23 protein-coding genes are annotated in these 26,437 nt (G+C 68.3%); 10 read left to right on the forward strand and 13 right to left on the reverse strand.

Annotated elements, in window-relative coordinates; all coding sequences use genetic code 11:
* Positions 1–5: 5 nt before the first annotated feature.
* Together fnr and A9Z05_RS22440 are read right to left on the reverse strand one after the other, a co-directional pair.
* Entirely contained in the window at positions 6–779 is a 774-nt protein-coding gene (fnr, locus tag A9Z05_RS22435; protein WP_069620001.1) for a fumarate/nitrate reduction transcriptional regulator Fnr, read from the reverse strand.
* A gap of 302 nt (positions 780–1,081) precedes the next feature.
* On the reverse strand, positions 1,082–1,729 hold the full coding sequence (locus A9Z05_RS22440; protein WP_069620002.1) for a response regulator transcription factor: 648 nt from the start codon (positions 1,727–1,729) through the stop codon (positions 1,082–1,084).
* Positions 1,730–2,053: 324 nt separating this feature from the next.
* On the opposite strand from A9Z05_RS22440, the gene A9Z05_RS22445 reads away from it, so the two are divergent.
* A complete protein-coding gene (locus A9Z05_RS22445) occupies positions 2,054–2,524 on the forward strand; it encodes a universal stress protein (protein WP_069620003.1) in 471 nt (156 codons plus the stop codon).
* A 46-nt stretch (positions 2,525–2,570) separates the two neighbouring features.
* Here A9Z05_RS22445 and A9Z05_RS22450 read toward each other — a convergent pair whose 3' ends face one another.
* The 3 genes from A9Z05_RS22450 to A9Z05_RS22460 form a co-directional block, all read right to left on the reverse strand.
* A complete protein-coding gene (locus A9Z05_RS22450; protein WP_069620004.1) occupies positions 2,571–3,404 on the reverse strand; it encodes a universal stress protein in 834 nt (277 codons plus the stop codon).
* On the reverse strand, positions 3,401–3,904 hold the full coding sequence (locus A9Z05_RS22455) for a universal stress protein (RefSeq protein WP_069620005.1): 504 nt from the start codon (positions 3,902–3,904) through the stop codon (positions 3,401–3,403). The genes A9Z05_RS22450 and A9Z05_RS22455 overlap by 4 nt, the downstream gene beginning before the upstream one ends.
* A 195-nt stretch (positions 3,905–4,099) precedes the next feature.
* Complete coding sequence (locus tag A9Z05_RS22460; RefSeq protein ID WP_069620006.1) at positions 4,100–4,939, reverse strand: universal stress protein; 840 nt, start codon at positions 4,937–4,939, stop codon at positions 4,100–4,102.
* Positions 4,940–5,127: 188 nt separating this feature from the next.
* Here A9Z05_RS22460 and A9Z05_RS22465 point away from each other — a divergent pair, with 188 nt between their 5' ends.
* From A9Z05_RS22465 to A9Z05_RS22480, 4 genes are read left to right on the forward strand one after another with little or no spacing between them, the layout of a single operon-like run.
* Positions 5,128–5,664, forward strand: coding sequence for a hypothetical protein (locus tag A9Z05_RS22465; RefSeq protein ID WP_069620007.1), 537 nt, complete (start codon positions 5,128–5,130; stop codon positions 5,662–5,664).
* A complete protein-coding gene (locus A9Z05_RS22470) occupies positions 5,654–6,400 on the forward strand; it encodes a beta-ketoacyl-ACP reductase (RefSeq protein ID WP_069620008.1) in 747 nt (248 codons plus the stop codon). The genes A9Z05_RS22465 and A9Z05_RS22470 overlap by 11 nt, the downstream gene beginning before the upstream one ends.
* Positions 6,397–8,217, forward strand: a complete 1,821-nt coding sequence (locus A9Z05_RS22475; protein WP_069620009.1) for an alpha/beta hydrolase — start codon at positions 6,397–6,399, stop codon at positions 8,215–8,217. Before A9Z05_RS22470 ends, A9Z05_RS22475 begins: the two co-directional genes overlap by 4 nt.
* A 14-nt stretch (positions 8,218–8,231) precedes the next feature.
* On the forward strand, positions 8,232–9,272 hold the full coding sequence (locus A9Z05_RS22480) for a zinc-dependent alcohol dehydrogenase family protein (protein ID WP_069620010.1): 1,041 nt from the start codon (positions 8,232–8,234) through the stop codon (positions 9,270–9,272).
* Positions 9,273–9,356: 84 nt separating this feature from the next.
* Here the strand turns inward: A9Z05_RS22480 and A9Z05_RS22485 are convergent, their stop codons facing one another.
* From A9Z05_RS22485 to A9Z05_RS22515, 7 genes are all read right to left on the reverse strand, one after another.
* Positions 9,357–10,760, reverse strand: coding sequence for an MBL fold metallo-hydrolase RNA specificity domain-containing protein (locus A9Z05_RS22485; protein ID WP_069620011.1), 1,404 nt, complete (start codon positions 10,758–10,760; stop codon positions 9,357–9,359).
* Between the two features lie 129 nt (positions 10,761–10,889).
* Positions 10,890–11,075, reverse strand: coding sequence for a DUF2964 family protein (locus A9Z05_RS22490; protein WP_069620012.1), 186 nt, complete (start codon positions 11,073–11,075; stop codon positions 10,890–10,892).
* A gap of 170 nt (positions 11,076–11,245) precedes the next feature.
* The gene (locus A9Z05_RS22495; RefSeq protein ID WP_069620013.1) at positions 11,246–12,370 is read right to left on the reverse strand and encodes an ABC transporter permease; all 1,125 of its coding nucleotides are present in this window, start codon (positions 12,368–12,370) and stop codon (positions 11,246–11,248) included.
* A 2-nt stretch (positions 12,371–12,372) separates the two neighbouring features.
* Positions 12,373–15,177 (reverse strand): ribosome-associated ATPase/putative transporter RbbA, encoded by a 2,805-nt coding sequence (gene rbbA / locus A9Z05_RS22500; RefSeq protein ID WP_069620122.1) that lies wholly within the window; start codon positions 15,175–15,177, stop codon positions 12,373–12,375.
* A complete protein-coding gene (locus tag A9Z05_RS22505) occupies positions 15,174–16,247 on the reverse strand; it encodes an HlyD family secretion protein (RefSeq protein WP_069620014.1) in 1,074 nt (357 codons plus the stop codon). Before A9Z05_RS22505 ends, rbbA begins: the two co-directional genes overlap by 4 nt.
* Positions 16,244–17,740, reverse strand: a complete 1,497-nt coding sequence (locus tag A9Z05_RS22510) for an efflux transporter outer membrane subunit (RefSeq protein ID WP_069620015.1) — start codon at positions 17,738–17,740, stop codon at positions 16,244–16,246. The genes A9Z05_RS22505 and A9Z05_RS22510 overlap by 4 nt, the downstream gene beginning before the upstream one ends.
* A gap of 182 nt (positions 17,741–17,922) precedes the next feature.
* The gene (locus A9Z05_RS22515; protein WP_006488308.1) at positions 17,923–18,111 is read right to left on the reverse strand and encodes a DUF2964 family protein; all 189 of its coding nucleotides are present in this window, start codon (positions 18,109–18,111) and stop codon (positions 17,923–17,925) included.
* A 265-nt stretch (positions 18,112–18,376) separates the two neighbouring features.
* Here A9Z05_RS22515 and A9Z05_RS22520 point away from each other — a divergent pair, with 265 nt between their 5' ends.
* Positions 18,377–19,024 carry a BON domain-containing protein gene (locus tag A9Z05_RS22520; RefSeq protein ID WP_069620123.1) on the forward strand — a complete coding sequence of 216 codons (648 nt, stop codon included), beginning with the start codon at positions 18,377–18,379 and terminating at the stop codon, positions 19,022–19,024.
* 212 nt (positions 19,025–19,236) lie between these two features.
* Here A9Z05_RS22520 and A9Z05_RS22525 read toward each other — a convergent pair whose 3' ends face one another.
* On the reverse strand, positions 19,237–21,033 hold the full coding sequence (locus A9Z05_RS22525) for an adenosylcobalamin-dependent ribonucleoside-diphosphate reductase (protein ID WP_069620016.1): 1,797 nt from the start codon (positions 21,031–21,033) through the stop codon (positions 19,237–19,239).
* 234 nt (positions 21,034–21,267) lie between these two features.
* Here A9Z05_RS22525 and A9Z05_RS22530 point away from each other — a divergent pair, with 234 nt between their 5' ends.
* The 4 genes from A9Z05_RS22530 to A9Z05_RS22545 all read left to right on the forward strand — a co-directional run bounded on the left by A9Z05_RS22530 (position 21,268) and on the right by A9Z05_RS22545 (position 26,338).
* Positions 21,268–22,203 carry a 1-phosphofructokinase family hexose kinase gene (locus A9Z05_RS22530; protein WP_069620017.1) on the forward strand — a complete coding sequence of 312 codons (936 nt, stop codon included), beginning with the start codon at positions 21,268–21,270 and terminating at the stop codon, positions 22,201–22,203.
* Positions 22,204–22,453: 250 nt separating this feature from the next.
* The gene (locus tag A9Z05_RS22535) at positions 22,454–22,903 is read left to right on the forward strand and encodes a CBS domain-containing protein (protein ID WP_069620018.1); all 450 of its coding nucleotides are present in this window, start codon (positions 22,454–22,456) and stop codon (positions 22,901–22,903) included.
* Between the two features lie 322 nt (positions 22,904–23,225).
* The gene (locus A9Z05_RS22540) at positions 23,226–24,959 is read left to right on the forward strand and encodes an ABC transporter permease subunit (RefSeq protein ID WP_069620019.1); all 1,734 of its coding nucleotides are present in this window, start codon (positions 23,226–23,228) and stop codon (positions 24,957–24,959) included.
* 119 nt (positions 24,960–25,078) lie between these two features.
* Complete coding sequence (locus A9Z05_RS22545; RefSeq protein ID WP_069620124.1) at positions 25,079–26,338, forward strand: nitrate/sulfonate/bicarbonate ABC transporter ATP-binding protein; 1,260 nt, start codon at positions 25,079–25,081, stop codon at positions 26,336–26,338.
* Positions 26,339–26,437 lie beyond the last annotated feature (99 nt).

Consider the following 26,437-nt stretch of genomic DNA (forward strand, 5'->3'; position numbering starts at 1 on the left):
TCCGCTCAGATGCGCCCGAGGCCTTCCGGATCGACGATGCGGATCTGCTTGCCTTGCGCGGCGACGAGCCCGTCACGCTGGAACTTCGACAGCATGCGGCTGACCGTTTCGAGCTTCATCCCGAGATATTCGCCGATCTCGTCGCGCGTCATCCGCAGCACGAATTCGGCGGCCGAGTAGCCGCGCGTCTTGAAGCGGGTGGACAGGTTCAGCAGGAAGGCGGCCACGCGCTGCTCGGCGGTCATCGTGCCGAGCAGCACCATCAGCGCCGATTCGCGGACGATTTCGCCGCTCATCATCTGATACACGTGATGCTGCATCGGCCGCACTTCGCGACACATCTGCTCGAGCTGGCCGAACGGAATGATGCAGACCGTACTGTCCTCGAGCGCGATCGCATCGCCGTTGTGCCGTCCGGTATGCACGCCGTCGAGCCCGAGCGCTTCGCCGACGATCTGGAAGCCGGTGATCTGCTCGTCGCCGTCGCGATGCATCATCACGGTCTTGAACGATCCGGTTCTGACCGCATAGATGCTGTGGAAAGTGTCGTCCGCGCGAAACAGCGTTTCACCGCGTTTGACGTGGCGCGTCGTGCAGATCATCGCGTCGACCCGGGCGAACTCGTCGGGCGTCATTTCCCGCGGCATGCAAACGGTGCGCAGCGTGCAGGACGAGCAGCGGGACGACGTGCGCTTCGGCTGGTCCGCCCGCGCGACGGGATGCAGCGGAATGAACGGGTGCAACGGCGCCGTCGTCGTGGTTTCGGCATGGCTCTGCATGATCTGCTCCGGTTGGGGCGGCAGCGGATCGCGTCGTCGCGGTTGCGCTGGCCGTCGTACAGGCGGACAGGCACGTCGCCGCCTGGTTGGTCGAATCGGCGTCCACCGGATCGGCGGGCCGACGATGCAGTCGCGACGGGACGGCAAGGCCGGGCAGCTCCGGAAGGCGCGCCGGTGTGTTGTTCTTGATCGGAGTATGGACAGCCGGATGCTTGATTGAAATCAGCGGAAATTGAAGATGCGGTAGGTGATAGGGAAGGTTTGTAGGACGATTCCTACAACGGTGCGGCGGGTTGTCGCGGTCAGAGTTCGTCAGGATCGTCGAACAGCTTGTGGCGCATCGCGTACCGGACGAGCGCCGTATCGTTGGCCATCTGCATTTTCTCGAGGATTCGCGTCTTGTAGGTGCTCACGGTCTTGACGCTCACGCACAGCGCCCGCGCGATCTCGGAAATGGACTCGCCGGAGGTCACGCGCCGGAACACGTCGAATTCGCGATCGGACAGCCGTTGATGCGGCAACAGGTCGGTCGGCTCGTTGAGGCTTTGCGCGAATTGCTCCGCCATCGACAGGCTGACGTACACGCCGCCGCCGGCAATTTTCGTCAGCGCGGCCACCAGCTCAGCGCTCGCGCTTTCCTTGGTCATGTAGCCCGATGCGCCGGCGCGGAACGCACGCACCGCATATTGCTGCTCGGCATGCATCGTCAACACCAGGATGTGCAGCGCCGGTTTCTCGTCCTTGATCTGCTTGATCAGTTCGATGCCGTTGCGGCCGGGCATCGACAGGTCGAGCACCAGCACCTCGGCCTCGGTGCCGCGCGTCAGCGCGATCGTCGACGCACTGTCGCTGGCTTCTCCCGCCACGACGAAATCGCGCGCGTTCTGCAGGATGTGCCGCAGTCCGTCCCGGACGAGCGTGTGGTCGTCCGCAATGAGTACCCTGATCATGGCGTGCATCCTTAGCCGGCTCGCGCGGGGCAGGCGCCCGCCGGCGTTCGTCGATCCGGCTCCGACCGGAGCGTTGCAATCGTCCGATTCCGGACGGCGGACAGGATGGCGGCCGTCGATGACCGGACGATGTCTCTTCAAAGGGTCGCATCGAAAGCATGTCCGATGCGCCGAAATTGTGCGCGTTTTGCCGGTATTCGCCAATCGGGACCGATGCGTACGTCCGTTGCCGTGCGGGCTTGACCGACGTCAACCGGACGATGTGCGTCGCGCCCAGACTGGTGGGCATGCCGATCGACACCGAACGGCAACAGGGGAGGCTTTATGTATGCACGAATCTTTGCGGCCCTCGACGGCAGCCGCGGCTCGCGGCTCGCGCTCGACGAGGCGATCGCGCTCGCCCGCGCGTCGGGCGGCTTGATCGTCGCCGTGTGCGTGGTATCGGACGCGCCGCGGCTGACGGACGTCGATAGCGGCTATATCGGCCGGCGCGACCCGGCCGGGCTGGACGCGGACAAGGCCGCGGTCGCGGTGGCGGATGCCGAGACGGCGTTCCGGCTGTGCGGCGTGCGCGGCACGGTGCATGCGATCGACGCGTGCGGAGAGGACGTGTCGTCGGTGCTGGCGCGAGCGGCCGCCGAATGCGACGCGGACTTGATCGTGATGGGCACGCATGGCCGTCGCGGCATGCGCCGCGCGTTGCTCGGCAGCGTCGCCGAGTCGCTGGTGCGCACCGCCGACCGGCCGGTGCTGGTCGTGCGGGAGGGGCTGGGCGCGGGTGCGGCCGTGTTGTGACGAAAGCGGGCAGCCTCGACCGGCTGCCCGATACCCGCCCGCCGGTTCAGTGAGACAGCAGCACCGGCACCGTCATCGTCTCGAGGATCGTGCGCGTGGCTCCGCCCAGCACGCGCTCGTGGGCGCGGGTATGGCTGTACAGGCCCATGACGAGCAGGTCCGCATGCACGTCGGTCACGCGGTTCAGCAGCGTCCCGCCCACGCCGACCGACCGCTCGCGCGGCGTCGTCGAGAACGACGCGCGAACGCCGTGTCGTTCGAGATACGCGGCGACGTCGACGCCGGCCGGCGTGCTGTCCGGATCGGGTTGTCCGCGGACGACCGTCTCGACGTTGACGAAGCGTGCGCGGGCGAGCAGCGGCAGCGCGTCGGCCATCGCACGCGCGGCCTCGCGCCCGCCGTCCCAGCCGATCAGCACGTTCTCGCCGAACGTGCGCACGTCGCCCGCATACGGCACGACGATCGCCGGACGGCCGCTGCCGATCACGACATCCTCGACGAAATGGCGCGCCACGTACGTCATGCGATCGTCCGGATCTTCCTGGCCGAGCACCAGCAGATCGGCGTGGCGCGCGTGCAGGATCGCGGCATCGATCGCATTGCCCGCCGGCGCCTGCCATTCGACACTGCGTCCGGCACGTTCGGCGGCCGTCAGGAAGCGTTCTTCCGCCTCCTTGCGCCGCTGGTCGCAGAGGCGCTCGTAGACGGCCAGCTTGAGCGGTTCGTCGGGCCGGCGCAACGGCTCGAAGAGATCCTGGCAGACCAGGTAGAGGCCGATCAAGTGCGCGTTCCAGCGTCCCGCGAGCTGGAGCGCGAGGTCGACGCGCGTCGCACAGCGATCGCTGTCGTCGAGGTGAACGAGCAGGGTCTTGTAGCTCATGACGGCTCCTTTGCGGTGGAAGCGGCGGTGACGTCGGCGGATGCCTTCGCTGCGCAGCTCGCCGGAATCATCAGGACCGGGCATCGGGCCTGGCGCAGCACGCGTTCGGCCACGCTGCCGAGGAAGAGGCGCCGAAAGCCGCGCCGGCCGTGCGTGCCCATCACGATCAGATCGGCACCGATCTCGCTCGCGACGCCGACGATCCGGTGCGGGACGTCTTCGCCTGCCGGCGCGACGTTGGAGATCTGCGGCGTGCCGGCCACGTCGCGCGCCTTCATGCGCCGCGCGGCGTCGTCGATCACGCGCAATCCTTCTTCACGGAACGAATCGACCAGGATCGACGGATCGTATCCATACATGTCGTAGGCCGGCGCGAGGAAATCGACGACGTAGACGGGTGTGAGCCGCGCACCCGTTTGCGCCGCGAGCGCCAGCGCGGCGTCGAGTGCACGGGACGACGTGTCGCTGCCGTCGAGTGCCACCAGAATGTTCGAGTACATGGCATGTCCCTTGAACGGATGTGGATGAAACCATCATCGGCGCGTGCACGCCGATGGCGCTGATCTGGATCAAGCGTCCCGATTGCCGCGCAGCACGCCCATCGCGGCGCGTGCCGCGATCCACGCTTCGTTGGTCGGCTCGACGACCACGTGAGCGCGCTCGACGCGGACGACACGACGTGTGCGTCGGACGCGTCAGTGCGACATCAGTACCGGCAGCGTCATCGACGCGAGCACCGTGCGTGTCGCGCCGCCCATCAACAGCTCGCGCCAGCGCGGATGGCCGTACGCGCCCATGACGAGCAGGTCGGAACCCGTGTCGTACGTGCGCGACAGCAGCGTTTCGCCGACGGACGAGCCAGCGCCGGTGTCGATGTCGAGCACGTTCACGTCCTGCGCGTGGCGCGCCAGCATCAGCGCGGCATCGGCGGCGGGGATCCGCGTGGCCGCGGCCTCCGACTTGCCGTCGACCACGGCGACGACCGTCGTCCGCTTCGCGTGTTCGAGAAAGGGCAGCGCGTCGTGCGCGGCGCGGGTCGCTTCGCGGCTGCCGTCCCATGCGACGAAAACCCGTTCGCCGACCGACGGGAATTCTCCGGTGTACGGCCAGAACAGCACCGGGCGGCCGGCGGTCAACACGAGATTTTCCGGAAACTGGTCGTCGATATAGGTTTCGGGATCGTTCGGGTCGCTCTGGCCCGCGATCACCAGGTCGGCGAGACGGGCAGCGCGCGGTACGGCCACGTTCGCCCGCTCGTCGGTGCGAATCCAGGTTGCGGGCACTTTGGCGCGCGCCGTCTCCGCATGGAACAGACGCTCCAGCGCGGCAAGCCGCTCGTCGCGCCGTTCGCGTTGCGCGCGGAAATAGTCGGCGGAACCGGCCATCACGTAGAACGAATGTGGCTCGGGCGTGTAGATGGCGAACAGCCCGGTGAGATGCGCACCGAAGCGCCGGGCGAGACGCAATGCGAACTCGAGACGCGAATGCGCGCGGGCGCTCGTATCGAGGTGCACGACCATGCTTTTGTAGCTCATCGGAATCGCTCCATCGACGGGTGATCCGCCGGTGCAATCCAGTCTACGAAGCAGGGTTTCCACGCGGTTGACTCAGATCAACGGCAGCCGTGCGCGATACCCGCACAGTGAAGCGGTCGCGACGCCGAGGCCGGGCAGGCGGCACGACGCGGATGCCAACCCATGGATACGATCGAAAGGGGACGCCGATGAGTAGCGATGCTTTGACGACATCGAACGACGCTTGGCGCGCGGGCTGCGATCTCGCGTTGCGCATGGTCGCGCTGAACCGCGACTGGCAATACGAATGGCATGCGCTGGCAGGGCGGCGCATCGAGCGCGACCGCACCGCGGTGCGGCGCCTGCAGCAGGCGCTGGCGGAAACGAACGAGTGGACGGCCTTCGCCGAGGCTGGCCGGCAGGTGACGAGCGACTACGCGATCGCGAGCGTCGAGATCTGGCAGGACGCCGCCGAGCTGTGCATGCGTGCGCAATTCGAGCGCGCCAGTGCGTGGCGTACCTGGTTGCGCGAATACGGCTCGGGCGCGCTGTCGCGTTATCAGACCGACTGGTTGCCTGACCTCGAGCGACTCGCGGTGGTCAACGAAGCCAGCATGCCGTGGGCCGACTGGATGGCCGCGCTGGAGCGCGGGATCGAGGAGGCGGGCGGCGCGACGAACGGGGCGCTCGCCGCACGCCGCCTGAACGGCATCGCAGACGCACGGGAGAGCGATCATGTGCGCTGACCGCGTCGCGTTCGTCACGGGCGGGATGGGCGGCCTCGGTGCCGCGATCAGCCGTCGCCTGCACGACGCCGGCATGACGGTGGCCGTGTCGTACACGGAGCGCAACGACCACGTCGCGACGTGGCTCGCGCACGAACGCGACGCGGGCCGCACGTTTCATGCGTTCGAAGTGGACGTGGCCGACTACGATTCGTGCCAGCACTGCGCGGCATGCGTGCTGGCCGAATTCGGGCGCGTCGACGTGCTCGTCAACAACGCCGGCATCACGCACGACGCCACCTTCGTGAAGATGACGAAGAGCATGTGGGACGCGGTGCTGCGCACCAATCTCGACAGCATGTTCAACATGACGAAGCCGTTCGTGCCGGGCATGATCGACGCCGGTTTCGGGCGGATCGTGAACATCGGCTCAGTTAACGGGTCGAGAGGCGCGTACGGGCAAGCCAACTACGCGGCCGCGAAGGCCGGCATCCACGGCTTCACGAAAACGCTGGCGCTCGAACTCGCGCGGCATGGCGTGACGGTCAACACGGTGTCGCCCGGCTATCTGGCGACCGCGATGCTCGAGTCGGTGCCGAAGGAGGTGCTCGACACGAAGATCCTGCCGCAGATCCCGGCCGGGCGGTTGGGCGACCCCGACGAAATCGCCGCGTTCGTCGCGCTCTTGTGCTCCGATGCCGGTGCGTTCGCAACCGGCGCGGAATTCGACGTCAACGGCGGAATGTACCTGCGATGAACGCGTCCGTGCTGCGCGCGCGTCGCGCGCCGGCATCGCTGCCCACGCCGGCCGACGATGGGCACGCGCCGGCGGCGACGCGATGCGCGCCTGCCCGGATGAGCGCGGCCGAACAGTGGAACCGTGCCGCGCACGCGAATGTGGCCGCGCTGACGTTCGGGCTGTCGCCGGTATCGCTGGCGCTGGCCATGCTCGACTGGAGCGCGCATCTGGCGGTGGCGCCGGGTAAAGGCTTCGAGCTCGCCGCACAGGCGTGGCTGGGCGCCGTGGCGCCGGCGGCAAGCGGACGCGACGGCGAGGCCGACGATGCGGAGTCGGGCGGCCTGGCCGTACACGCTGGCGACGCCGATCCGCGCTTCGCCGCGCCCGCGTGGGGCGGCTGGCCGTTTTGTGTGTATCGCGACGGTTTCCTGGCGATCCAGCGTTGGTGGCGCGACGCGACACGCGGCGTGCCGGGTGTCGAACGCCATCATGAGGAACTGGTCGGGTTCGCCGCACGCCAGTGGCTCGACGCCTGTTCGCCGGGCAATTTCCTGGCGACCAATCCGGTCGTGCTCGACGCGACGATGCGCAGTGGCGGCGCGAACCTCGCGGCAGGTTTCCGGCACTGGCGGGACGACGCGAACGCGTTCGTCGAGCGCGCGAGCGGCACGCAGGCACACGATGCGCGCGCCTATCTGCCCGGTCGCGACGTGGCGATCACGCCGGGTCGCGTCGTCTGGCGCAACGCGCTGTGCGAGCTGCTGCAATACGCGCCGACGACGGCCCGCGTGGCGCACGAGCCGATCCTGATCGTGCCGTCGTGGATCATGAAGTACTACATCCTCGATCTGCAGCCGCACAATTCGCTGATCCGTTTCCTGGTCGACGCGGGCTATACGGTGTTCGCCGTGTCGTGGCGCAACCCGGGTGCGGAGTCGCGCGACCTCGGGCTCGACGACTATCTGCGGGACGGCTGCATCGCGGCGCTCGACGCCGCCCGTTCGATCGGCGGCGAAGCGGTCCACGCGGTCGGCTATTGTCTGGGCGGCACGCTGCTGACGATCGCCGCGGCGGCGCTGGCGCGCGACGGCCAGCAGTACGAAGCGCTGCGCTCGATCACGTTGCTCGCGGCCCAGACCGATTTCAGCGAACCCGGCGAGCTCGGCCTGTTCATCGACGCGAGCGAGCTGTCCGCGCTCGACGCGCTGATGTGGCGGCAGGGCTACCTGGACGGCGCGCAGATGTCCGCCGCGTTCGAACTGCTGAACGCGCGCGATCTGATCTGGTCGCGGATGATGAGCGAATACCTGCTCGGCACGCGCACGAAACCCAACGACCTGATGTCGTGGAATGCGGATACCACGCGCATGCCGTATCGCATGCATTCGGAATACCTGACGCGGCTCTTTCTCGACAACGATCTCGCGGCCGGCCGGTATTGCGTCGACGGGCGGCCGGTCGCGTTGTCGGATATCGACGTGCCGACGTTCGTGGTCGGCACCGAGCGCGATCACGTGTCGCCGTGGCGGTCCGTCTACAAGCTCCATCTGCTCACGCACCATGCGCTGACGTTCGTGCTGACGTCGGGCGGGCACAACGCGGGCATCGTGTCCGAACCGGGCCATCCGGGGCGCCACTATCGGTGCGGGACGCGCGACCCCGGCGTGGCTTACCGCAGCCCGCACGACTTCGTGCGCGATACGCCGGCGGTCGACGGATCGTGGTGGACATGCTGGCGCGACTGGTTGCACGCGCGCTCGTCGGGCGACGTGCCGGCCCGTACGCCGCCCGACGGCTTCGCGGCGGCGCCCGGCGCCTATGTACTGGAAACATGAACGGAGAAACAGCGATGAAAGCACTCGTCTACCACGGGCCGGGGCGCAAGGCGCTCGAGGAACGGCCCAAGCCGGAACTGCAGTCGCCCACCGACGCGATCGTCCGCGTGACGCGCACGACGATCTGCGGCACCGATCTGCATATCCTCAAAGGCGACGTACCGACGTGCGAGCCCGGCCGCATTCTCGGCCACGAGGGCGTCGGCATCGTCGAACAGGTCGGCGCCGCGGTCGATTCGCTGAAGCCGGGCGATCGCGTGCTCATTTCGTGCATCTCGTCGTGCGGCCGCTGCGAATACTGCCGCCGCGGCCTGTATTCGCATTGCACGACCGGCGGCTGGATTCTCGGCAACCGGATCGACGGTACGCAGGCCGAGTACGTGCGTATCCCGCATGCGGCGACCAGCCTGTACCGGATTCCGGCCGGCGCCGACGAGGACGCGCTCGTGATGCTGTCCGATATCCTGCCGACCGGGTTCGAATGCGGAGTGTTGAACGGCAAGGTGCAGCCCGGGTGCTCGGTCGCGATCGTCGGCGCGGGGCCGATCGGGTTGGCCGCGTTGCTGACCGCGCAGTTCTACTCGCCTGCGCAGGTCATCATGATCGACCCGGACAGCAACCGGCTCGAGATCGCGCGGCACTTCGGCGCGACGGATTGCATCGACGGCCGCGCCGGCGATCCGGTGGCGGAGGTCATGAAGCTGACCGACGGCATCGGCGTCGATTGCGCGATCGAGGCGGTCGGCATTCCCGCGACGTTCGAGATGTGCACGGCGCTCGTGGCGCCGGGCGGTGTCGTCGCGAACGTCGGCGTGCATGGCGTGAAGGCCGACCTGCACCTCGAGAAGCTGTGGGATCGCAACATCTCGATCACGACGCGGCTCGTCGACACGGTCAGCACGCCGATGCTGCTGAAGACCGTGCGCGCCGGGCGTCTCGATCCGACACGCCTGATCACGCACCGGTTTTCGCTCGACGACGTCGAGCGTGCGTACGACACGTTCGGTCGCGCGGCGCAAACCCATGCGCTGAAGGTGATCATCGAAGTCGGCTGACGGGCCGGTGGCGCGTGACGGGGACCGGTACGCAACGTCGTTCGGTTCCCGCCGCGCCCGACCGGTGTTTCGCCGGCGCCGGAGTCAGGACGAAACGGCGGCCGGCTCGCGCGCATCGCCCGATTCGACTGCATCGAGATCGACGGTCTGCGCGTAGGTCGGGACTTCGCACGGCCAATGCAATCGCTCCGAAATACGCCGCCGCAGTGCGTCCGCCGATGCAGGTTCGCCATGCGTGATGAAGGTCCGTACGGGCGCGGGCTGCATCGTACCGAGCCACCGGAGAATCTCCTCGTAGTCGGCATGCGCGGACAGCGCGGCGATCGACTCGACCTGCGCGCGCACACGCACGTATTCGCCGTGAATCTTGACGGTCGGTTCGTGCGCGGCCAGCGCCGCGCCGCGTGTACCGGCCGCCTGATAGCCGACCAGCGCGATCGTGTTGCGCGCGTCGGGCGCGTAGCGGCTCAGGTGATGGAGCACGCGCCCGCCCGTGGCCATGCCGCTGCCGGCGATGATGACCATCGGCCCGTGGTGTTCCGCAATCGCCTTCGACTGCTCGACCGTCCGGATCATCGTCGCCGCGTGGCCGAGCGCGTTCGCTTCCGAAAGCGTCAGCCGGTGTTCGAGGATGTGGTGGCGATAGATTTCGGTCACGTCGGTCGCCATCGGGCTGTCGACGAACACGGGGACGCGCGCCATGCGGCCGGACGCCTTCAGCCGCGCGATGTAGTGCAGGATCTCCTGCGCGCGGCCGACGGTGAAGCAGGGCATCACGACGACCCCGCCGCGCGCGAAGGTCGTGTCGAACAGCGTGGCGAGCGCGTTCTCGGGATCGGATTCCGGATGCAGCCGGTCGCCGTAGGTCGATTCGACGACGAGATAGTCGGCATGCGCCGGCGGTCGCGGCGGCTGCATGATCGGGTCGTGATAGCGGCCGAGGTCGCCCGAGAACGCGAGCACCTTGTGATCCCAGTGCATCACGACGCTCGCCGCGCCGAGGATGTGCCCGGCCGGCAGCAGGCGGAACGCCAGGCCGTCGCCGAGCGCCGTGCATTCGTCGAAGGCGACGGGCTTCAGCAGCCGCAGCGCCCGCTGCGCATCGTCGAGCGTATAGAGCGGCTGCGCCGGATGATGCTTCGAGTAGCCGTGCCGGTTCGCGAAGTCGGCTTCTTCCTCCTGCAGCCGCGCGCTGTCGCGCAACATGATGTCGCAGAGTTCGGCCGTGGCCGCCGTGCAGTACACCGGCCCGCGATAGCCTTCGCGCGCCAGCACTGGCAGATAGCCGGTGTGGTCGATATGCGCATGCGTGAGCACGACCGCGTCGAGCGTGTCGGGCGCGAGCGGCAGCGGGCTCCAGTTGCGCAATCGCAGGTTTTTCGTGCCCTGGAACAGGCCGCAATCGACCAGCACGCGCCGGCCGCCGTGCTCGACCAGATACTTCGAGCCGGTCACGGTTTCGGTCGCACCGAGAAAAGTCAGTTTCATCGTTCGCCTTCCTGAAAATTGACGGGTTCAGTGCGTCGATTACATCGCGAAGCGGCGCGCGGCGATTGACGGAAATCAGCGATTCCCGCCTCGAGCAGGATGTCGAATGCGACGCGTCCGGATGTCTCGCTAGCGCTCGCCCGGTGCGGGATCGAGCTGCGCGACGAATGCGACGCCGCCCGACACCAGCGTGACGATCGCGTAAGGCAGCACGTGCGCGTCGACCAGCATCGCGTGCACGACGCCCAGTAGCGATGCGAGTGCGATGAACACGCCCAGCGTGGCGAGCGCGGTCCGGTACGAATGGCGAATCATGACGGTCTCCCGGGGAGCGGCTGGCGTTCGTCCGCGTTGGCGCGCAGCGGCAGTTTGCGATTTCGCAAGGTAGGGCATCATGATCGCGTACCGGCTTCCGGCGCGGTTGATCTGTATCAACAGGCGAATCCCGGCCTCGCGTGCGATGGGGCGATGAGGCCGTGGAACGATCAAGTCATCTGACCAATGGTCTTGCGGAACCGCATCAGCGACAGCAGGAACAGCACGCCGCCGATCGCGAACAGCGCCGCGAACTGCGGCCACACCGCAGCGAAGCCGGCGCCCCGGTACAGGATGCGTTGCGCGAGCTCGACGAAATGGGTCGTCGGCGCGGCCAGCATGATGTCCCGCACGGCCACCGGCATGCTTTCGCGCGGCGTCAATCCGCCCGACAGCAGTTGCAGCGGCAGCAGCACGAGCACGAGCAACATGCCGAACTGCGGCATGCTGCGCACGAGCGTCGCGAGAAAGATCCCCATCGACGTCGTCGCGAACAGGTGCAACGCCATCCCGGCCACGAACAGCGGGATGGAGCCGGGAATCGGCACGTGCAGGGCGCCGCCCACGACGCACGTCAGCGACGCGACGGCAGCCACCGTGACGACGAGCCCCATCGACCAGACTTTCGCGAGCATGATCTCCGCCGCGGTCACCGGCATCACGAGCAGATGCTCGATCGTGCCGTGTTCGCGCTCGCGAATCAGCGCGGCGCCGGTGAGGATCATCGACAGCATCGTCACGTTGTTGATCAGTTCCATCAGCGCGCCGAACCAGACCTCGTCGAGATTCGGGTTGAAGCGCATCCGCATCGCGAGATCGACGGGCGGCAATGGCGTGCCGCGGTAGCGCCGCACGAACGTATCGATCTCGCCCGACACGATCTGCTGGATGTAGGTGCTGCCGGTGAAGGCTTGCGTCATGCGGGTCGCATCGACGTTGAGCTGGATCGTCGCGTGACGGCCGGCCAGCACGTCGCGCTGGAAGTCCGGCGGAATGTCGAGCGAGAACGTGTAGTCGCCGTTGTCGAGGCCGCGATCGGCCGCGCCGGCGTCGACGATCGGGGGCGGCGCGAACTGCGGCGGAAAGAACGCCGCCGCGATCCGCGCCGACAGCGGCGACGCGTCTTCGTCGACGAGCGCGATCGGCACCTTGTGCAGCGTTTCGGGGCGTGCGGTCGCGGCGACGTAGATCGACGCGCTGAACGTATAGATGATCAGCGCGAGCAGGATCGGGTCGCGGGCGAGGCTCCAGAGTTCCTTGATCCCGAGCCGGTAGATGGAGAGCAGGCGCGACACGATCAGCGCTCCTGTTTGCGCAGCAGGATGCCGGTCGTCACCATGATCACCGGCACGGCCGCGAGCAGCGGCCAGAACTGGGACGACAGGTCGGCGAGTCCGAGCGCCTTGTTGTATACGCCGCGGCTGATCGCAAGCATGTAGGTGGCCGGATAGATCGTACCGATCCACTTGCCGCTGCCTTCCAGCGACGACAGCGGCGTGAGCAGGCCCGAGAACTGCACGACGGGGATCAGCGTGCCGACGATCGTCATGAAGATCGCGGCGATCTGGCTGCGCGTAAACGTCGACGCAAACAACCCGATGCCGGTGGCGACGACATTGAAGATCAGCACCGCGGCCGCCAGCGTCGCGAAGCTTCCCTTGATCCGCACGCCGAACACGACGTCGGCCAGCACGACCATCAGCAGGAAATTCAGCATGGCCAGCATCACGTACGGCGCCTGCTTGCCGAGCAGGAATTCGGCGCGGGTCACGGGCGTCACGTACAGGTTGACGATCGATCCGAGCTCCCGTTCCCGGACGACGGCGAGCGCCGTTAGCATCGCGGGCAGCATCAGAAGCAGCATCGGCATGATCGCGGGGATCATCGCGGGCAGGCTCTTGACGTCCGGGTTGTACCGATAGCGGATCGCGACATCGACGGCCGGGACGAGCGACACGCCGAGCCGGCGCTTCGCCTGATCGCGCAGCCAGTTCTCGTGCATGCCGGCCACATAGCCGCGGATCGTTTCCGCGCGCATCGGCATCGCGCCGTCGACCCACGCGCCGATCTCCACGTGCCGGCCGCGGGCGACGTCGCGTGCGAAACCGGGCGGGATCTCGATCGCGAGCGACAGCTGGCCGTTGCGCATGCGGCGATCGATGTCGCGGTCATCCACGAGCCGCGCGCGCGGCACGAAGTAGCGGGAGCCCGCGAGATTCTGCGCGTAGTCCTGGCTCAGCATCGATTGATCGCGATCGAGCACGGCGAACGTCAGGTTGTCCACGTCGAGACTGATGCCGATGCTGATCACGCACATCAGTACGAGCGAACCGAACAGCGCCAGCGTCGCGCGCAGCGGGTCGCGTCGCAGTTCCAGCACTTCGCGCCACAGGTAGCTGCCGGCGCGCGCCGGACTGAACCAGGCGGCGCCGTGGGCGGTATCGCTAGCGGCGGGCGATACGGCCAGCCAGCCGGCGCCCGGTGACGTGTCCGCGGGTGCGCCGTCCACGCGTTGCGCGTCGGTCAGGTAGCCGATGAACGCGTCCTCGAGCGTGGCGGCGCCGCGCAGGCGAACCAGTTCGTCCGGCGCGGCGCTCGCCAGCACGCGACCCGCGTGCATCAGCGAGATGCGGTCGCAGCGGGCGGCCTCGTTCATGAAGTGCGTCGAAATGAAAATCGTCACGCGATCGTTGCGCGCGAGCTCGATCATCAATCGCCAGAAGTCGTCGCGCGCAACCGGGTCCACGCCGGACGTCGGTTCGTCGAGGATCAGCAGTTCGGGCTTGTGCACCATCGCCACGGCAAGGGACAGCCGCTGCCGCATGCCGAGCGGCAGACGTTCGGGCAGCGCATCGAGTACCTCGGCGAGCCCGAAGCGTCCGACCATTTCGTCGATGCGTGCGGGCAGGTCCGGTTCCGGTACGCCGAACAGGCGCGCATGCAGCACGAGGTTCTGCCTGACGGTCAGTTCGCCGTACAGCGAAAACCCTTGCGACATGTAGCCGACCCGCCTGCGCGTATCGATATCGTTCGCGGCGACCGGACGGCCGAACAGCGTCGCCGTGCCTTCGGACGCGGCGAGCAGGCCCGTGAGCATCTTCATGGTCGTCGATTTGCCGCAGCCGTTGGAGCCGAGAAAGCCGAAGATTTCGCCGCGACGGATTTTCAGGCTCACGTGGTCGACCGCGACGAAATCGCCGAACCGCATCGTGAGCGCGTCGGCCTCGATCGCGTAGCCGCCGGCCGCGTCGGGCTGGAACGGCGTTATCCGGATCGGCTGGTGCCCGTGCCGGCGCGCTTCCGGCAGCAACGCGATGAACGCGGCTTCCAGCGTGTCGCAGCCGGTGCGGGCGAGCAGGTCGCCGGGGCTGCCCGTCGCGAGCACGCGGCCGGCGTCCATCGCGATCAGCCAGTCGAAACGCCGGGCCTCGTCCATGTACGCGGTGGCGACGAGTACGCTCATTGCGGGGCGGGCGGTGCGAATACGTTCGATCAATTCCCAGAACTGGGCGCGCGACAGCGGATCCACGCCGGTCGTCGGTTCGTCCAGGATCAGCAGATCGGGATCGTGGATCAATGCGCAGCACAGGCCGAGTTTCTGCTTCATGCCGCCCGACAGTTTGCCGGCGGGGCGGTCGAGAAACGCATGAAGGCCGGTACTGTGCGTGAGCGCGTCGATGCGGCGGCGTCGCTCGGCCGCATCGTGGCCGAACAGTCTGGCGAAGAACTGCAGGTTTTCCTCGACCGACAGCGTCGCGTACAGGTTCCGGCCCAGCCCTTGCGGCATGTAGGCGATACGCCGGCATACGCGTGCGCGATGGCCGCGCGACGACAGATCGCCATCGAGCGTCCATACGCGGCCCTGCTGGATCGCACGCGCGCCGGAGACGAGCGCGAGCAGGCTCGACTTGCCGACGCCGTCCGGTCCGATCAGCCCGATCATGCGGCCGGCCGGAATATCGAGCGTCACGTCGTCGAGCGCGCAGGTATCGCCGTAGCGCAACGAGACGCCCGACAGCCGGGCGACCGCGCCCGATTGCATGGAAGCCGGCGGGCCTTCGGTCCCGCCCGCGTCGGCATCGGCAGGCAACGTTGCCTTCATTGCGGCACCTTGATCGCGAGGCGTGCCGGCCACGCTGCGTTCGGATCGGTCTTCAGCCACGCGACGCCGGGCAGGCCGGTCTTGACGAGCTTCAGGTGGCGCTGCAGCAGATCGCGGTCGATGCGCGCCTTGACCCGAAACATCAGTTTCTGCCGTTCGGTGGCCGTCTCGACCGTCTTCGGCGTGAATTGCGCCGTGCTCGACACGTACGACACGCGTGCCGGAATCACGTATTCCGGTGCCGCATCGAGCACGATCCGCACGTCGGCGCCGAGCGGGACTCTGCCGACGACCGTTTCGGGCAGAAAGAACGTCATGTAGACGTCGGACAGGTCGACGACATTGAGCACCTTGCCGCCTGCCGGCAGGACTTCGCCCGATTCGGCAATGCGATACTGGACCCGCCCGTCGCGCGGCGACGTCAGCTCGCTGTCCGCGAGGTCGGCCTGCACGCGTGCGACGGTCGCCTGCGCGGCCGTCACGGCCGAGCGCGCGGCGACGAGCTGGGCCCGGGTGGCGTCGATTCCGGCCTGCGCGGCTTCTACCTGGGCGCGCGCGGCGTTCACGGTCGCGCGCAGGCTGCCGGCGCGCGCGCGATCGTCGTCGAGTTCCTGCAGCGACGACGCGCCGTCCCGCGACAGCGTTTCGGACCGCGCTAGCCGGCGCGTGGCCGCGTCGAGCTCGCTTTCGCGCTGCACGACGAGCGCGGCCGCCGCGGCCTTGTCGCTGCGACGCTGGGCCACCTGCGCGTCGATGCTCGCCGCGGTGTTCACCGCCTGTTGTTCCCGGGCCTGCGCCTCGTCGAGCTGTGCCCGCAGGACGACCACGTCCATGCGGGCGAGCGGCTGACCGGCGCTCACGAAGTCGCCTTCGTCGACGAGCATGGCGGTAACGCGCCCCGGCAGCTTGGTCGCGACGTCGATCTCGGTCGCCTCGATGCGGCCGTTGCCGTTGACGAGCCCGGCGTCCGTCCGTGCATCGCGCCAGCGGGTCCAGCCGTAGTAAACGAGGCCGACCGCGAGCACGGCCGCGCCGGCACCGATCAGAAGAGGGCGCTTGATGGTCTTCATGGTCTGGAACCCGAATCGATGGAAAGGTGGTTCGATGCCGCGGCGGCGCTGTCGGTGTCGGTCGTCCCGCCGCCGAGCGCGCCGTACAGCGCGACGCGGCTCGACAACAGCGCACGGCGCGTCATCACCCATTGCTGCTCGGCGTTCATCAGGTCGCGTTGTGCGTCGAGTACTTCCAGGAAGCGGGTGGCGCCGCTGTCGTAGCGTAGTTTCGCCAGCCGCGCGCGCTCGGCCTGGGACGCGAGCGTCGCCCGTTCGATCGCGACCTGGTCGGCGAGCCAATAGCGTGCGGCGAGTGCATCGGACACGTCGCGAAATGCGCGCTGCATGGTCTTCTCGTACTGGGCGAGGGCCTCGTCGCGCTGGGCGTGCGCGAGGGCGAGATTCGATCGATTGCGGCCGCCGTCGACGAGCGGCAGCGTGACATTGGGAATCACCGACCACACGCCCGTTCCGGACGACAGCAGGTCATGCAGTGCGCTGCTTCCCGAACCGATCGCGCTCGTCAACGCGATACGCGGAAAAAACGCCGCGCGTGCCGCGCCGATGTTCGAGCGCGTGGCCTGCAGTTCGTGCTCCGCCGCGATCACGTCCGGACGCCGGGCGAGCAGCGACGACGGCAGGCCGGGCGCGAGCGACGGCATCACCGCGCCGTCGTCGAGCGTCAGCGGCGTGTCGGCCAGTGCCGGCGTCGCGCCGACGAGCAACGCCAGCGCATCGGCCGCCGATGCACGCGCCTGCTGCAACTGGACGCCAAGCGATTCGGCCTGCTGCAGCAGGATCTCCGATTGCGTCAGGTCCAGCCGCGAGATCGCGCCGGCCGCGTGACGCAGCCGGAAAATCCGCAGCGATTCGCGCCGCGTGTCGATCGTCGCGCGCGTCAGCGCGATCCGTTCATCGAGTTCGCACAGGGTCAGATAGGCGTCCGCCACGCCGGTGATCACGCTCAGCGTCACCGCTTGCCGCGCGGCATCGCTCGCGAGATAGCGCTGCAGCGCCGACGCTTTCAGGTTGCGCACGCGGCCCCAGAAATCGATCTCCCATTGCGTCTCCGCCAGCTGGATCTCGTAGACCTGGCCGATGACCGGCGCCGGGGTCAGGAAGCCGCCCGGCGTGCGAAACCGCGCATAGGCCGCGCCGGCGCCGATCGTCGGCCACTGATCCGCGCTGCGAATGCCATAGACGGCGCGAGCCTGTTCGACGCGTGCAACGGCTGCGCGCAGATCCCGATTGTCGGCGAGCGCCTGCTCGATCAACGCGCGCAAACGTGCGTCGACGAAGTAGTGTTGCCAGGCAGGCGGCACCTGCGTAATGACGGCGCTGCGAGCGGCAGGATCGGGGAACGCGGCGGGGATCGGCGCGGCGGGACGTTCGTCGGGCGGCGCGAACGACAGGCATCCGGACAGCAGGCCCGCACAGGCTGCCAGCGCAACGAGACGAACGCGCCGCGCGGCGGCAGGCTGAAACAGCGGCGGAAGCGCGACGGCGCGCATGGGGTCCCTCATCGGCTATACGAACACGGGATGGCGCCGCCCGCATGGCGACGCCGCTTCGGGTTCACTTATATCCGACGAATGCCGCGTGCTCCCTTGATCTGCATCACTGCGGCCGTCATGCGTTTCGAGTGAAGCCTCGCTTGACAGGCATACGGCCGATCGTCCAGCCGATGTTCGATTTACGGGCGGTCGCCGGGCGCGAGATTCAGCAGCACGACGAACGACAGGATGCTCAGGATCAACGTGACGATCGAATACCTGAACACCCGCTCGTCGAACAGCATGCCGTGCACGATGCCGGCCAGCGACGCCAGCGCGATGAACACGCTCAGCGTCGCGAGTGCGATGCGGTACTGCTTTCGGTTCATGACGGTCTCCCGGGAAGCGGCTCGGTCATCTCGGCGCGACATGTTCGCGGCGTCTGTCGCCATGATCGAGTCGCGCTCCGGCGGCCCGTTGATCTGCATCAACGGACAAATCAGCCGGTTACTCACCGTGCCGCCGACGCCGCAAGCCTGCGGTTGGTTGATCCTCGTCAAGCCGCCGGTGCCGCCATGCGCGATCCTGAATCGGCTACGGCACACGTCCGGTCGCACGCTCCGCGATCGGCACGCGCCGGGACGGGAGACCGACATGAAGTCCGATGCAGCACTCAAGCAGGATGTCGAGCAGGCGCTGTTCTGGAATCCGGCGATCGATTCGCGCCGGATCGACGTCGACGTGCGCGACCGGATCGTGACGCTGCGCGGCACGGTCGACAGCTGGGCCCAGAAGCTCGAAGCGCAGAAAACCGCGCTGCATGTCGCAGATGCGCGCGCACTGGTGCTCGAACTGAACGTCGAGCCGCCGGAGGATGCCTGCGCCGACCACGAACTGGCGATCGCGATCACGTTCGCGCTCGGCTGGCAGGAGGCATTGCGCGATCACCAGATTCGCGTCGAAGTCGATCACGGCTGCGTGACGCTCGACGGCGAGGTCGATCATGCGTTCCAGAGCCGCGCAGCGGAAAAAATGGTGAGCCGGATGAAAGGCGTCGTCGGTGTCGCGAATCGCATTCGGGTGCGGGCCGACCAAACGGTGCCCGACGTCGGCACCCGGATTGCCGAAGCGCTGGCCCGTCGCGCGCAGCGCGAATCCGCCGGGATCGCGATCGATGCGGACGACGGCGTCGTCACGCTGACGGGCACGGTCGCGTCGCTGGCGGAAAGGCGTGCCGCGTGCGGCGCGGCGGCGTCGGTCAGGGGCGTGCGCGAGGTGGTCGACCGGTTGACCGTCGCATGACCGTCGTGCCTGTCATTCAACTGTCGCGACAGCGAGGACATGCTGCGCGCGGACTGGACCCGTGACGCGGCCTGAGCGGTCGCAGGTCCGGCGCACAGCCTCGACGTCATGAAGAAGACATTCGACTACTCCGGGTTGACCACGGACGCTCCGGTCTGAACGAGCGATCGCCGCGTTGCGCCGCGCGTCGGCCGCTGGTCTGCGTGCATCGTTCAACAGCCGATGCAGACCGGGCGCTCGCGCCGCGCCTGCGTCGCATCGGCGGTCACGACCGACGCGAGCCGCGGATCGGGCCGAAACACCGTGATTCCCTTGAGCCCGTCACGCCATGCCTGGAAGAACAGAGCGTCGACATCCGCGAGGGAACACTGCGCCGGCAGCGTCACGGTCTTGGAGATGCCGGCGTCGACGCACGGCTGCAGCGCCGCGAGCATCGCGACATGATCGACCGGCGCGATGTCCGCCGCCGTGACGAAATAATCCGGCAGCCTGACGGTGCCGCCATGCAGGTCGCGAAACAGCCGGTAAGCGTGATTCTCGACACGAAACGGCCGCACCCGTCCGTCCGCGGTGCGCACGAGGCGCCGCTGGGTCCAGCCGAGCGCCGGCTCGATCCCGTTCGAACAGTTGTCGCAGAAGGCGAGACTCACGCTGCCGGCCGGCGCGAACGACAGCAGGTGGCTGTTGCGCAGCCCGTGCCGCGCGATCGCGTGGTGCACCTTCAGCGGCAGCGGCATGCGGTGCGCGGGGCCGGACAGATAGGCGGAGGAATCGTATGCGGGAAACGCGCCGCGCTCGGCGGCAAGCGCGGCCGAGGCGGCGAACGCATGCTCGCGCATCGTCAGCACGATCCCGCGTGCGAACGCCCGCGCTTGCGCACCGTCGTAGCGCAGCCGCAGCATCGTCAGCGCGTCGCCCAGGCCGGTGACGCCGACTCCGATGCGGCGCGTGCGCCGCGCCTCGTGGGCGTGCGCGGCGAGCGGCCACGCGGTCAGGTCGAGCACGTTGTCGAGCATGCGCACCTGGATGCGCACCGCGTCGGCGAGCCCCGGGAAATCGAAGCGCGGCTTGCCGTCGACCCCGAACGGGTGATGGACGAAACGCGACAGGTCGATCGGCCCGAGCACGCAACTGCCGTACGGCGGCAGCGGCTGCTCGCCGCACGGGTTCGTCGCGTCGATCCGCTCGTGTTCGCGCAGCGGATTCGCGTCGCGGATCGTGTCGAGGAACAGCAGCCCCGGCTCGGCGCTGTCGCGTGCCGCGCCGACGATCTCGTGCCAGAGCGTGCGTGCCGGAATCGTCGCGTAAAGATACCGTCCGTCCGGCCGCCGGGGCCGTGCGCCGGCCCTGGAAAGGGGCCGCGCGTGATGGACGAGCGCCCAGGGCAGGTCCTGCCGGACTGCCTCCATGAACGCATCGGTGACGCCGACCGACAGGTTGAACGTCGGCCAGCGCGCCCGTCCGCGCTTGGCGGCGACGAATGCCACGAGATCCGGATGATCGCAGCGCAACACCCCCATTTGCGCGCCTCGACGCGGGCCGGTGAACGGCAGCGCCCGGCACATCGCGTCGAAACGGTCGATCGCGACGCATGCGCCTCGTTCGGACGACACGCGCCGTTCATATGCGCCGGCAGGCGGCACCGGCGAGAAGTCGTAGCCGATTCCGCCGCCCATCAACAGTGTGAGCCGTGCGTCGTCGAGCGCATGCGCGAGTGCTGCGTCGATGGCGGCCCATGGCGCGCCCGGCGGCATCGAGAGCGGATGGACGAAGCAGTTGATCATCGTCCCGCCGGTATCCGCGCCGGCGTTCGCGAGGATGCGGCCCGCGCCGATGGCGCCGCGCTGCAGGTTCCGGAAGAACGCGCGCGCCGCCTGCGTACGCAGTTCGGCCGGCTCGGCGAGCGACAGCGCATGCGCGACGCGATGGAAGAGGGCCTCGCGAGACGTTTCGCCGGGCCGCGCATAGCGTTCGGTGAACACGGTGGTGCAAAGCGGCTGCTCGTCCATGGCGGGGCTCGGCAACGATGAATGACTCACTGTAGGAGTCCGCCCGGACGCGTCGTTGATCGAGCGCAAGCGGGCGCCTTCGCGGCGTGGCTTGACGGCGGTCAACGCGGTGGCCGGCATCGAACGTAATGTGGAGCCACGGCCGGCATGCATCGGTTGCCGGGCGTCGCCGCGCCGGCGTCCGTCGCGAGAAGCCGGCGGGGCGCCCCAGCCATCGACCGAGAGCCACTCACCATGACCGACATCGTTACCGTCACATTGAATCCCGCCGTCGATGTTGCTACGTCGGTCGAGCACATCGTCGAGTCGCACAAGCTGCGCTGCGCGCGGCCGCGGCGCGACCCCGGCGGCGGCGGAATCAACGTCGCCCGGACCGTTCACCGGCTCGGCGGCGATTGCGTCGCGCTGTACCTCGCCGGCGGGCCGACCGGCGACGTCCTGACACGGCTGCTCGAAGCCGAGCATCTGCCGAGCGAGCGCATCCGGATCGCCGGCGAGACCCGCGAGAATGTGTGCGTGACCGAGACCGCGACCGGGCGCGAATACCGCTTCCTGATGCCGGGGCCGACGCTCACGCAGGCCGAGTGGCGCGACTGCGCGGCGCGCATCGACGCGATGCAACCGGTGCCCCGCTATCTCGTCCTGAGCGGCAGCCTGCCGCCCGGCGCTCCCGACGATCTCTATGCGACGTTGGCGCGGACGGCGAAAGCAAGGGGCAGCCGCGTGGTGGTCGACGCGGCGGGCCGGGCGCTGCAGGCGGCCCTCGAGGCCGGCGTGCATCTCGTCAAGCCCAGTATCGGCGAACTGAGCGCGCTGGCCGGCGAACCGCTCGACGACTCGTCGGCATGTCGGAAAGCGAACGAACTCGTGGCGCGCGGCCAGGCCGACATCGTCGCGTTGACGCTCGGCGCGCGCGGCGCATGGGTCGTCACGCGCGATCGCACGCTGCGCCTGCCCGGCAGGCCGGCGGCGGTATGCAGCACGGTCGGCGCCGGCGACAGTTTCGTCGGCGGCATGGTGTGGGCGCTGGCGCGCGGCGTGCCGTTCGACGACGCGTGCCGCTACGCGCTGGCGGCATCGGCCGCTTCGGTCGAGCATCCGGGGACGGCACTGTGCACGCGCGACGACGTCGAGCGGATTCATGCCGAACTGGTTGCGCAGGCAAGCTGACGGGCGGGCGGCGCGAACACATCAGAGTCGTTCGACGTGTGCGAGGATTGCTTCAGCGTGGCGTAACGGGCACGCGAACCCGAGGCGTGGAATGGCATTGCGTCAGCCGAATCGCCGGTTGTTTCAGGTGCATGCGTGCGCTTGATGACCTGCGTCAACACCGCTCGTGCCGCAAGAGCGAAGATCGATGTTCGCGCGGGTCGATCACGAGTCGACCGACGGCCCGCGTCGCCCGGGCAGGGGAGGGAACATGAATGCCGCGATGCTTTGCACCCGCGATGTCGCCATGTGTTCCGTGCAGACGACCGTCGTCGAGGCGGCCGCGATGATGCGCGATACGCACGCCGGCGATCTGGTCGTCGTACGTGAAAGAGAAGGACGATGCGAGCCGGTCGGCATGCTGACCGACCGGGATATCGTGCTCGCCGTCGTTGGCCCCGACGCACCGGCCGGTTCATTGTTCGTCGGCGACATCATGTCGGCCCCGGTCGCCGTCGCGGACGTCGACGACGATCTCTGGCTGCTCGCGAAGCGGATGCGCCAGCATGGCGTGCGCCGATTGCCGGTGGTGGGCGACGGCGGTGAGCTGGTCGGCATCGTGTCGCTCGACGACCTGCTGCGCGCGGCCGCGGCGCTGCTCGACGAACTACGCCTCGTGGCGGCACGCCAGCCGTATTTCGAGGAGAAACAGCGTGGATGATGCGGTGCACGTCGGGGGCGGTTGCGACGTGCCCGCGGCAACGGCGTGCGCAAGCACGGCCGGGAAGGGGGCGTGACGATGGCGATTTCGGGCGAACACCGGCTGGTTCTCGTAGCCGGTCGGATCGCCGAATCGCCGGGTTAGCCGGTCGGTTTCGACGACGGGCGCGGGGACGTGCGGCGCCGCGGCGCGGTTGCGGCCCAGCGCACGGTTGCCGAGTGGCGCGCCGGGTGCCGGCACTGCGGGACGGTTGACGCAGGTCAACCCGGCTGGCTCCCCTGCCCCGGAAGATGAACCGCCATCATCGGCGGGGAGGGGCACCGTGGAGCACCATGCGGAGGTATTGCGGGGCGGTCGCTGGACGCTGCCCGCACCGGGCTGGCGGGATCTCGCCGCGATGCTGATCGTCACCAGCGTCCTGCTGCTCGCCGGGATCTCGGCGCACCAGATGGCAGGCCCGCTCGCAGTCGCGCATCCTCCGACCATCTCGCTGTCTCCCGCGGCGTTGCCCGGCTATACGCTGCGTACCGTCTCGCGCATGTTCGCGGCATTGCTCGCGTCGATCGTCTTCACGTTCGTCTATGCGACCGCGGCGGCCCGGAGCCGGTCGGCGGAGCGGGTGCTGATTCCGTTGCTCGACGTGATTCAGTCGGTGCCGATCCTCGGCTACCTGTCGTTTACGGTGCTGTTCTTCCTGTCGTTGTTTCCGGGGCGAATCCTCGGCGCCGAGTGCGCCGCGATCTTCGCGATCTTCACGAGCCAGGCGTGGAACATGACGTTCAGCTTCTACCAGGCGCTGCGCACGGTGCCGCTCGACCTTGACGAGGCCAGCCGCAGTTTCCGGCTTTCGGCGTGGCAGCGCTTTTGGCGCCTGGAGGTGCCGTTCGCGATGCCCGGCCTCGTCTGGAACGCCATGATGTCGATGTCGGGCGGCTGGTTCTTCGTGGTCGCGTCCGAGGCGATCGTGGTCGGCAACCTGCACGTCGAACTGCCGGGCGTGGGCGCCTATGTCGCGCAGGCGATCGCGAACCGCGACCTGGCTGCGGTGGGCTGGGCGATCGTCGCGATGAGCATCGCAATCGTCCTGTACGACCAGTTGCTGTTCAGGCCGCTGGTTGCGTGGTCGGAACGATTCCGCCATGGCGATGCCGCGCCCGCGGTCGCGCCGCGCAGCTGGCTGCTCGACCTGTTCCATCGATCGCGATGGATGGCCCGCGCGGGCAGCGCGGTCGGCATGCTGTTGCGTCGCGTGGCGCTTGCGCGGCTGCCTGCGGCGACATGGCCGTGGCGCGGCCGGATGGCGCTGCCGCGGCACGCGGGTGACGCGCTGTGGCTCGCGCTATGCGGCGCGGCATGCGTGTATGCGGCGTACGGGCTGTTCAGCCTCGGGCGCGCGACGCTGACCTGGGCGGACCTGCGTGTCGTGGCGGGCGAAGGGGCGCTCACGTTCGTCCGTGTGAGCGTGCTCGTCGTGATCGCGTCGGCGATCTGGGTGCCGATCGGGATCGCCATCGGTCTTCGGCCGCGCGTGGCCGCCCGCGTTCAGCCGGTCACACAGTTCCTCGCCGCGTTTCCGGCCAACCTGCTGTTTCCGGTCGCCGTCTTTGCGATCGTGCGTTTTCGTCTCGAACCCGACATCTGGTTGTGCCCGTTGCTGGTCCTGGGCGCGCAATGGTATGTCCTGTTCAACGTGATCGCGGGCGCGAGCGCGTTCCCGGCCGACCTGTGCGAAGCGGCGGCGTGCTTCCGGGTCCGTCCGGCGACCTGGTGGCGTCGCGTCATGTTGCCGGGCATCCTGCCGTATTTCGTGACGGGCGCGATCACTGCATTCGGCGGCGCATGGAATGCGAGCATCGTCGGGGAAGCCGTGAGCTGGGGCGGCACGCGCCTGAATGCCGGTGGCCTCGGCGCCTACATCGCGCGGATGACCGATGCCGGTGACTTTCCGCGCATCGCGCTCGGCGTCGCCGTCATGTCGCTGCTCGTGATTGCGACCAACCGGCTCGTGTGGCGCCCGATGTATGCGTTCGCGGAGCGCAGAACGCGGCTCAATTGAGTCCGGATCCCATCCTTTACCCGCGGGAGACACGCGTGTCGAATCTCGGTGAATGCAAGCAAGCGAACGTTGCGATCGCGGCCGCGCCGTCATCGGAGCAAGCGCCGGTCGTGCTCGAGATGCGCGCCGTATGCAAATCATTCACGAAACCGTCCGGCGAACCGCTGCACGTGCTGGCCGATATCGATTTCACGCTGCGCGAGGGCGAGATACTGGGGTTGCTCGGCCGCTCCGGCTCGGGCAAGTCCACGCTGCTGCGGATCGCGGGCGGGCTCGTCGAGCCTTCGTCGGGCGCGGTCGCGTATCGAGGCGCAACGCTTGCCGGCCCGACCAGCGGCATCGCCGTGGTGTTCCAGACCTTCGCGCTGTACCCGTGGCTGACCGTCGTCGAAAACGTCGAGCTGGGACTCGATGCGCTGGGCCTCCCGCCACGCGACATGCGCGAACGGGCCAATGCCGCGATCGAGTTGATCGGGCTCGACGGCTTCGAATCGGCCTTTCCGCGCGAACTGTCGGGCGGGATGCGTCAGCGGGTCGGGTTTGCCCGCGCGCTCGTGAGCGAACCCGTCCTGCTGTTGATGGACGAACCGTTCTCGGCGCTGGACGTGCTCACCGCGGAAACGCTGCGCACCGATTTTCTCGATCTGTGGGACGCGCGTCAGCTGTCGATCCGAGCGGTGATGATGGTGACCCACAACATAGAGGAAGCGGTGCTCATGTGCGATCGCATCCTGGTGCTCGGCGCCGGTCCCGCACGCATCGACACCGCGCTGAACGTGCCGCTGCCGCGTCCCCGCAGCCGGCACGACCCGGCCTTTCAGGCGATAGTCGGCAAGATCTACGCGACGCTGACCGCACGCATCGCCGATGCGGCGGCGAATCGCGAGACGGCCGGCGGCGCGCTGGCCATGACGCTGCCCGACGTGACGAGCCACCATCTCGCGGGGTTCGTCGAGACACTGGCGGGCGCGCCGTACGACGGCCATGCGGAGCTCGGCACGATTGCGTCGGCGCTCGCGATGCGGGCCGACGCGCTCCATCCGACCGCCGCCGCGCTCCATCTGCTCGCCTTTGCCGAGTGGCACGACCGCACCATCCGGCTGAGCGCGGCGGGCCACGTGTTCGCACACAGCGACGACGAGGCCCGGCGGCGCCTGTTTCGGGAGCATGTCGTCAAATTCGTGCCGCTTGCCGCGCATATCGACGAAGTGCTGGACGAGCGTGCCGCGCATCGCGCGCCTCGCGAGCGGTTTGAACTGGAACTCGAGGATCGTCTCGATCCGCGCGGCGCGGATCAGGCGCTGCGTGTCGTGACCGACTGGGGCCGTTACGCCGGGCTGTTCGATTACGACGACCATACGCGCACATTCGGGCGTTGACCGGGCGCGCTTCCATCCGATGCGATGCGACGTGTCAGATCGGGGAGCGGCGTTTCCGCGCGTAACTTTGCTGGCCCGGCGCCCGCCGTGGACGCCGGG

This window comes from Burkholderia sp. A2 (assembly GCF_001729305.1).
Taxonomy (GTDB): Bacteria; Pseudomonadota; Gammaproteobacteria; order Burkholderiales; family Burkholderiaceae; genus Burkholderia; species Burkholderia sola.

Excerpts from the sequence above, each read along its gene's own strand:
- fnr (WP_069620001.1), bottom strand. The coding sequence starts at position 779 with ATGCAGAGCCATGCCGAAACCACGACGACGGCGCCGTTGCACCCGTTC.
- A9Z05_RS22475 (WP_069620009.1), top strand. The coding sequence starts at position 6,397 with ATGAACGCGTCCGTGCTGCGCGCGCGTCGCGCGCCGGCATCGCTGCCC.
- A9Z05_RS22470 (WP_069620008.1), top strand. The coding sequence starts at position 5,654 with ATGTGCGCTGACCGCGTCGCGTTCGTCACGGGCGGGATGGGCGGCCTC.
- A9Z05_RS22465 (WP_069620007.1), top strand. The coding sequence starts at position 5,128 with ATGAGTAGCGATGCTTTGACGACATCGAACGACGCTTGGCGCGCGGGC.
- A9Z05_RS22480 (WP_069620010.1), top strand. The coding sequence starts at position 8,232 with ATGAAAGCACTCGTCTACCACGGGCCGGGGCGCAAGGCGCTCGAGGAA.
- A9Z05_RS22515 (WP_006488308.1), bottom strand. The coding sequence starts at position 18,111 with ATGAACCGAAAGCAGTACCGCATCGCACTCGCGACGCTGAGCGTGTTC.
- A9Z05_RS22455 (WP_069620005.1), bottom strand. The coding sequence starts at position 3,904 with ATGTACTCGAACATTCTGGTGGCACTCGACGGCAGCGACACGTCGTCC.
- A9Z05_RS22545 (WP_069620124.1), top strand. The coding sequence starts at position 25,079 with ATGCGCGCCGTATGCAAATCATTCACGAAACCGTCCGGCGAACCGCTG.
- A9Z05_RS22520 (WP_069620123.1), top strand. The coding sequence starts at position 18,377 with ATGAAGTCCGATGCAGCACTCAAGCAGGATGTCGAGCAGGCGCTGTTC.
- A9Z05_RS22525 (WP_069620016.1), bottom strand. The coding sequence starts at position 21,033 with ATGGACGAGCAGCCGCTTTGCACCACCGTGTTCACCGAACGCTATGCG.
- A9Z05_RS22505 (WP_069620014.1), bottom strand. The coding sequence starts at position 16,247 with ATGAAGACCATCAAGCGCCCTCTTCTGATCGGTGCCGGCGCGGCCGTG.
- A9Z05_RS22510 (WP_069620015.1), bottom strand. The coding sequence starts at position 17,740 with ATGCGCGCCGTCGCGCTTCCGCCGCTGTTTCAGCCTGCCGCCGCGCGG.
- A9Z05_RS22530 (WP_069620017.1), top strand. The coding sequence starts at position 21,268 with ATGACCGACATCGTTACCGTCACATTGAATCCCGCCGTCGATGTTGCT.
- A9Z05_RS22460 (WP_069620006.1), bottom strand. The coding sequence starts at position 4,939 with ATGAGCTACAAAAGCATGGTCGTGCACCTCGATACGAGCGCCCGCGCG.
- A9Z05_RS22445 (WP_069620003.1), top strand. The coding sequence starts at position 2,054 with ATGTATGCACGAATCTTTGCGGCCCTCGACGGCAGCCGCGGCTCGCGG.
- rbbA (WP_069620122.1), bottom strand. The coding sequence starts at position 15,177 with ATGAAGGCAACGTTGCCTGCCGATGCCGACGCGGGCGGGACCGAAGGC.
- A9Z05_RS22450 (WP_069620004.1), bottom strand. The coding sequence starts at position 3,404 with ATGAGCTACAAGACCCTGCTCGTTCACCTCGACGACAGCGATCGCTGT.
- A9Z05_RS22490 (WP_069620012.1), bottom strand. The coding sequence starts at position 11,075 with ATGATTCGCCATTCGTACCGGACCGCGCTCGCCACGCTGGGCGTGTTC.
- A9Z05_RS22440 (WP_069620002.1), bottom strand. The coding sequence starts at position 1,729 with ATGATCAGGGTACTCATTGCGGACGACCACACGCTCGTCCGGGACGGA.
- A9Z05_RS22535 (WP_069620018.1), top strand. The coding sequence starts at position 22,454 with ATGAATGCCGCGATGCTTTGCACCCGCGATGTCGCCATGTGTTCCGTG.
- A9Z05_RS22485 (WP_069620011.1), bottom strand. The coding sequence starts at position 10,760 with ATGAAACTGACTTTTCTCGGTGCGACCGAAACCGTGACCGGCTCGAAG.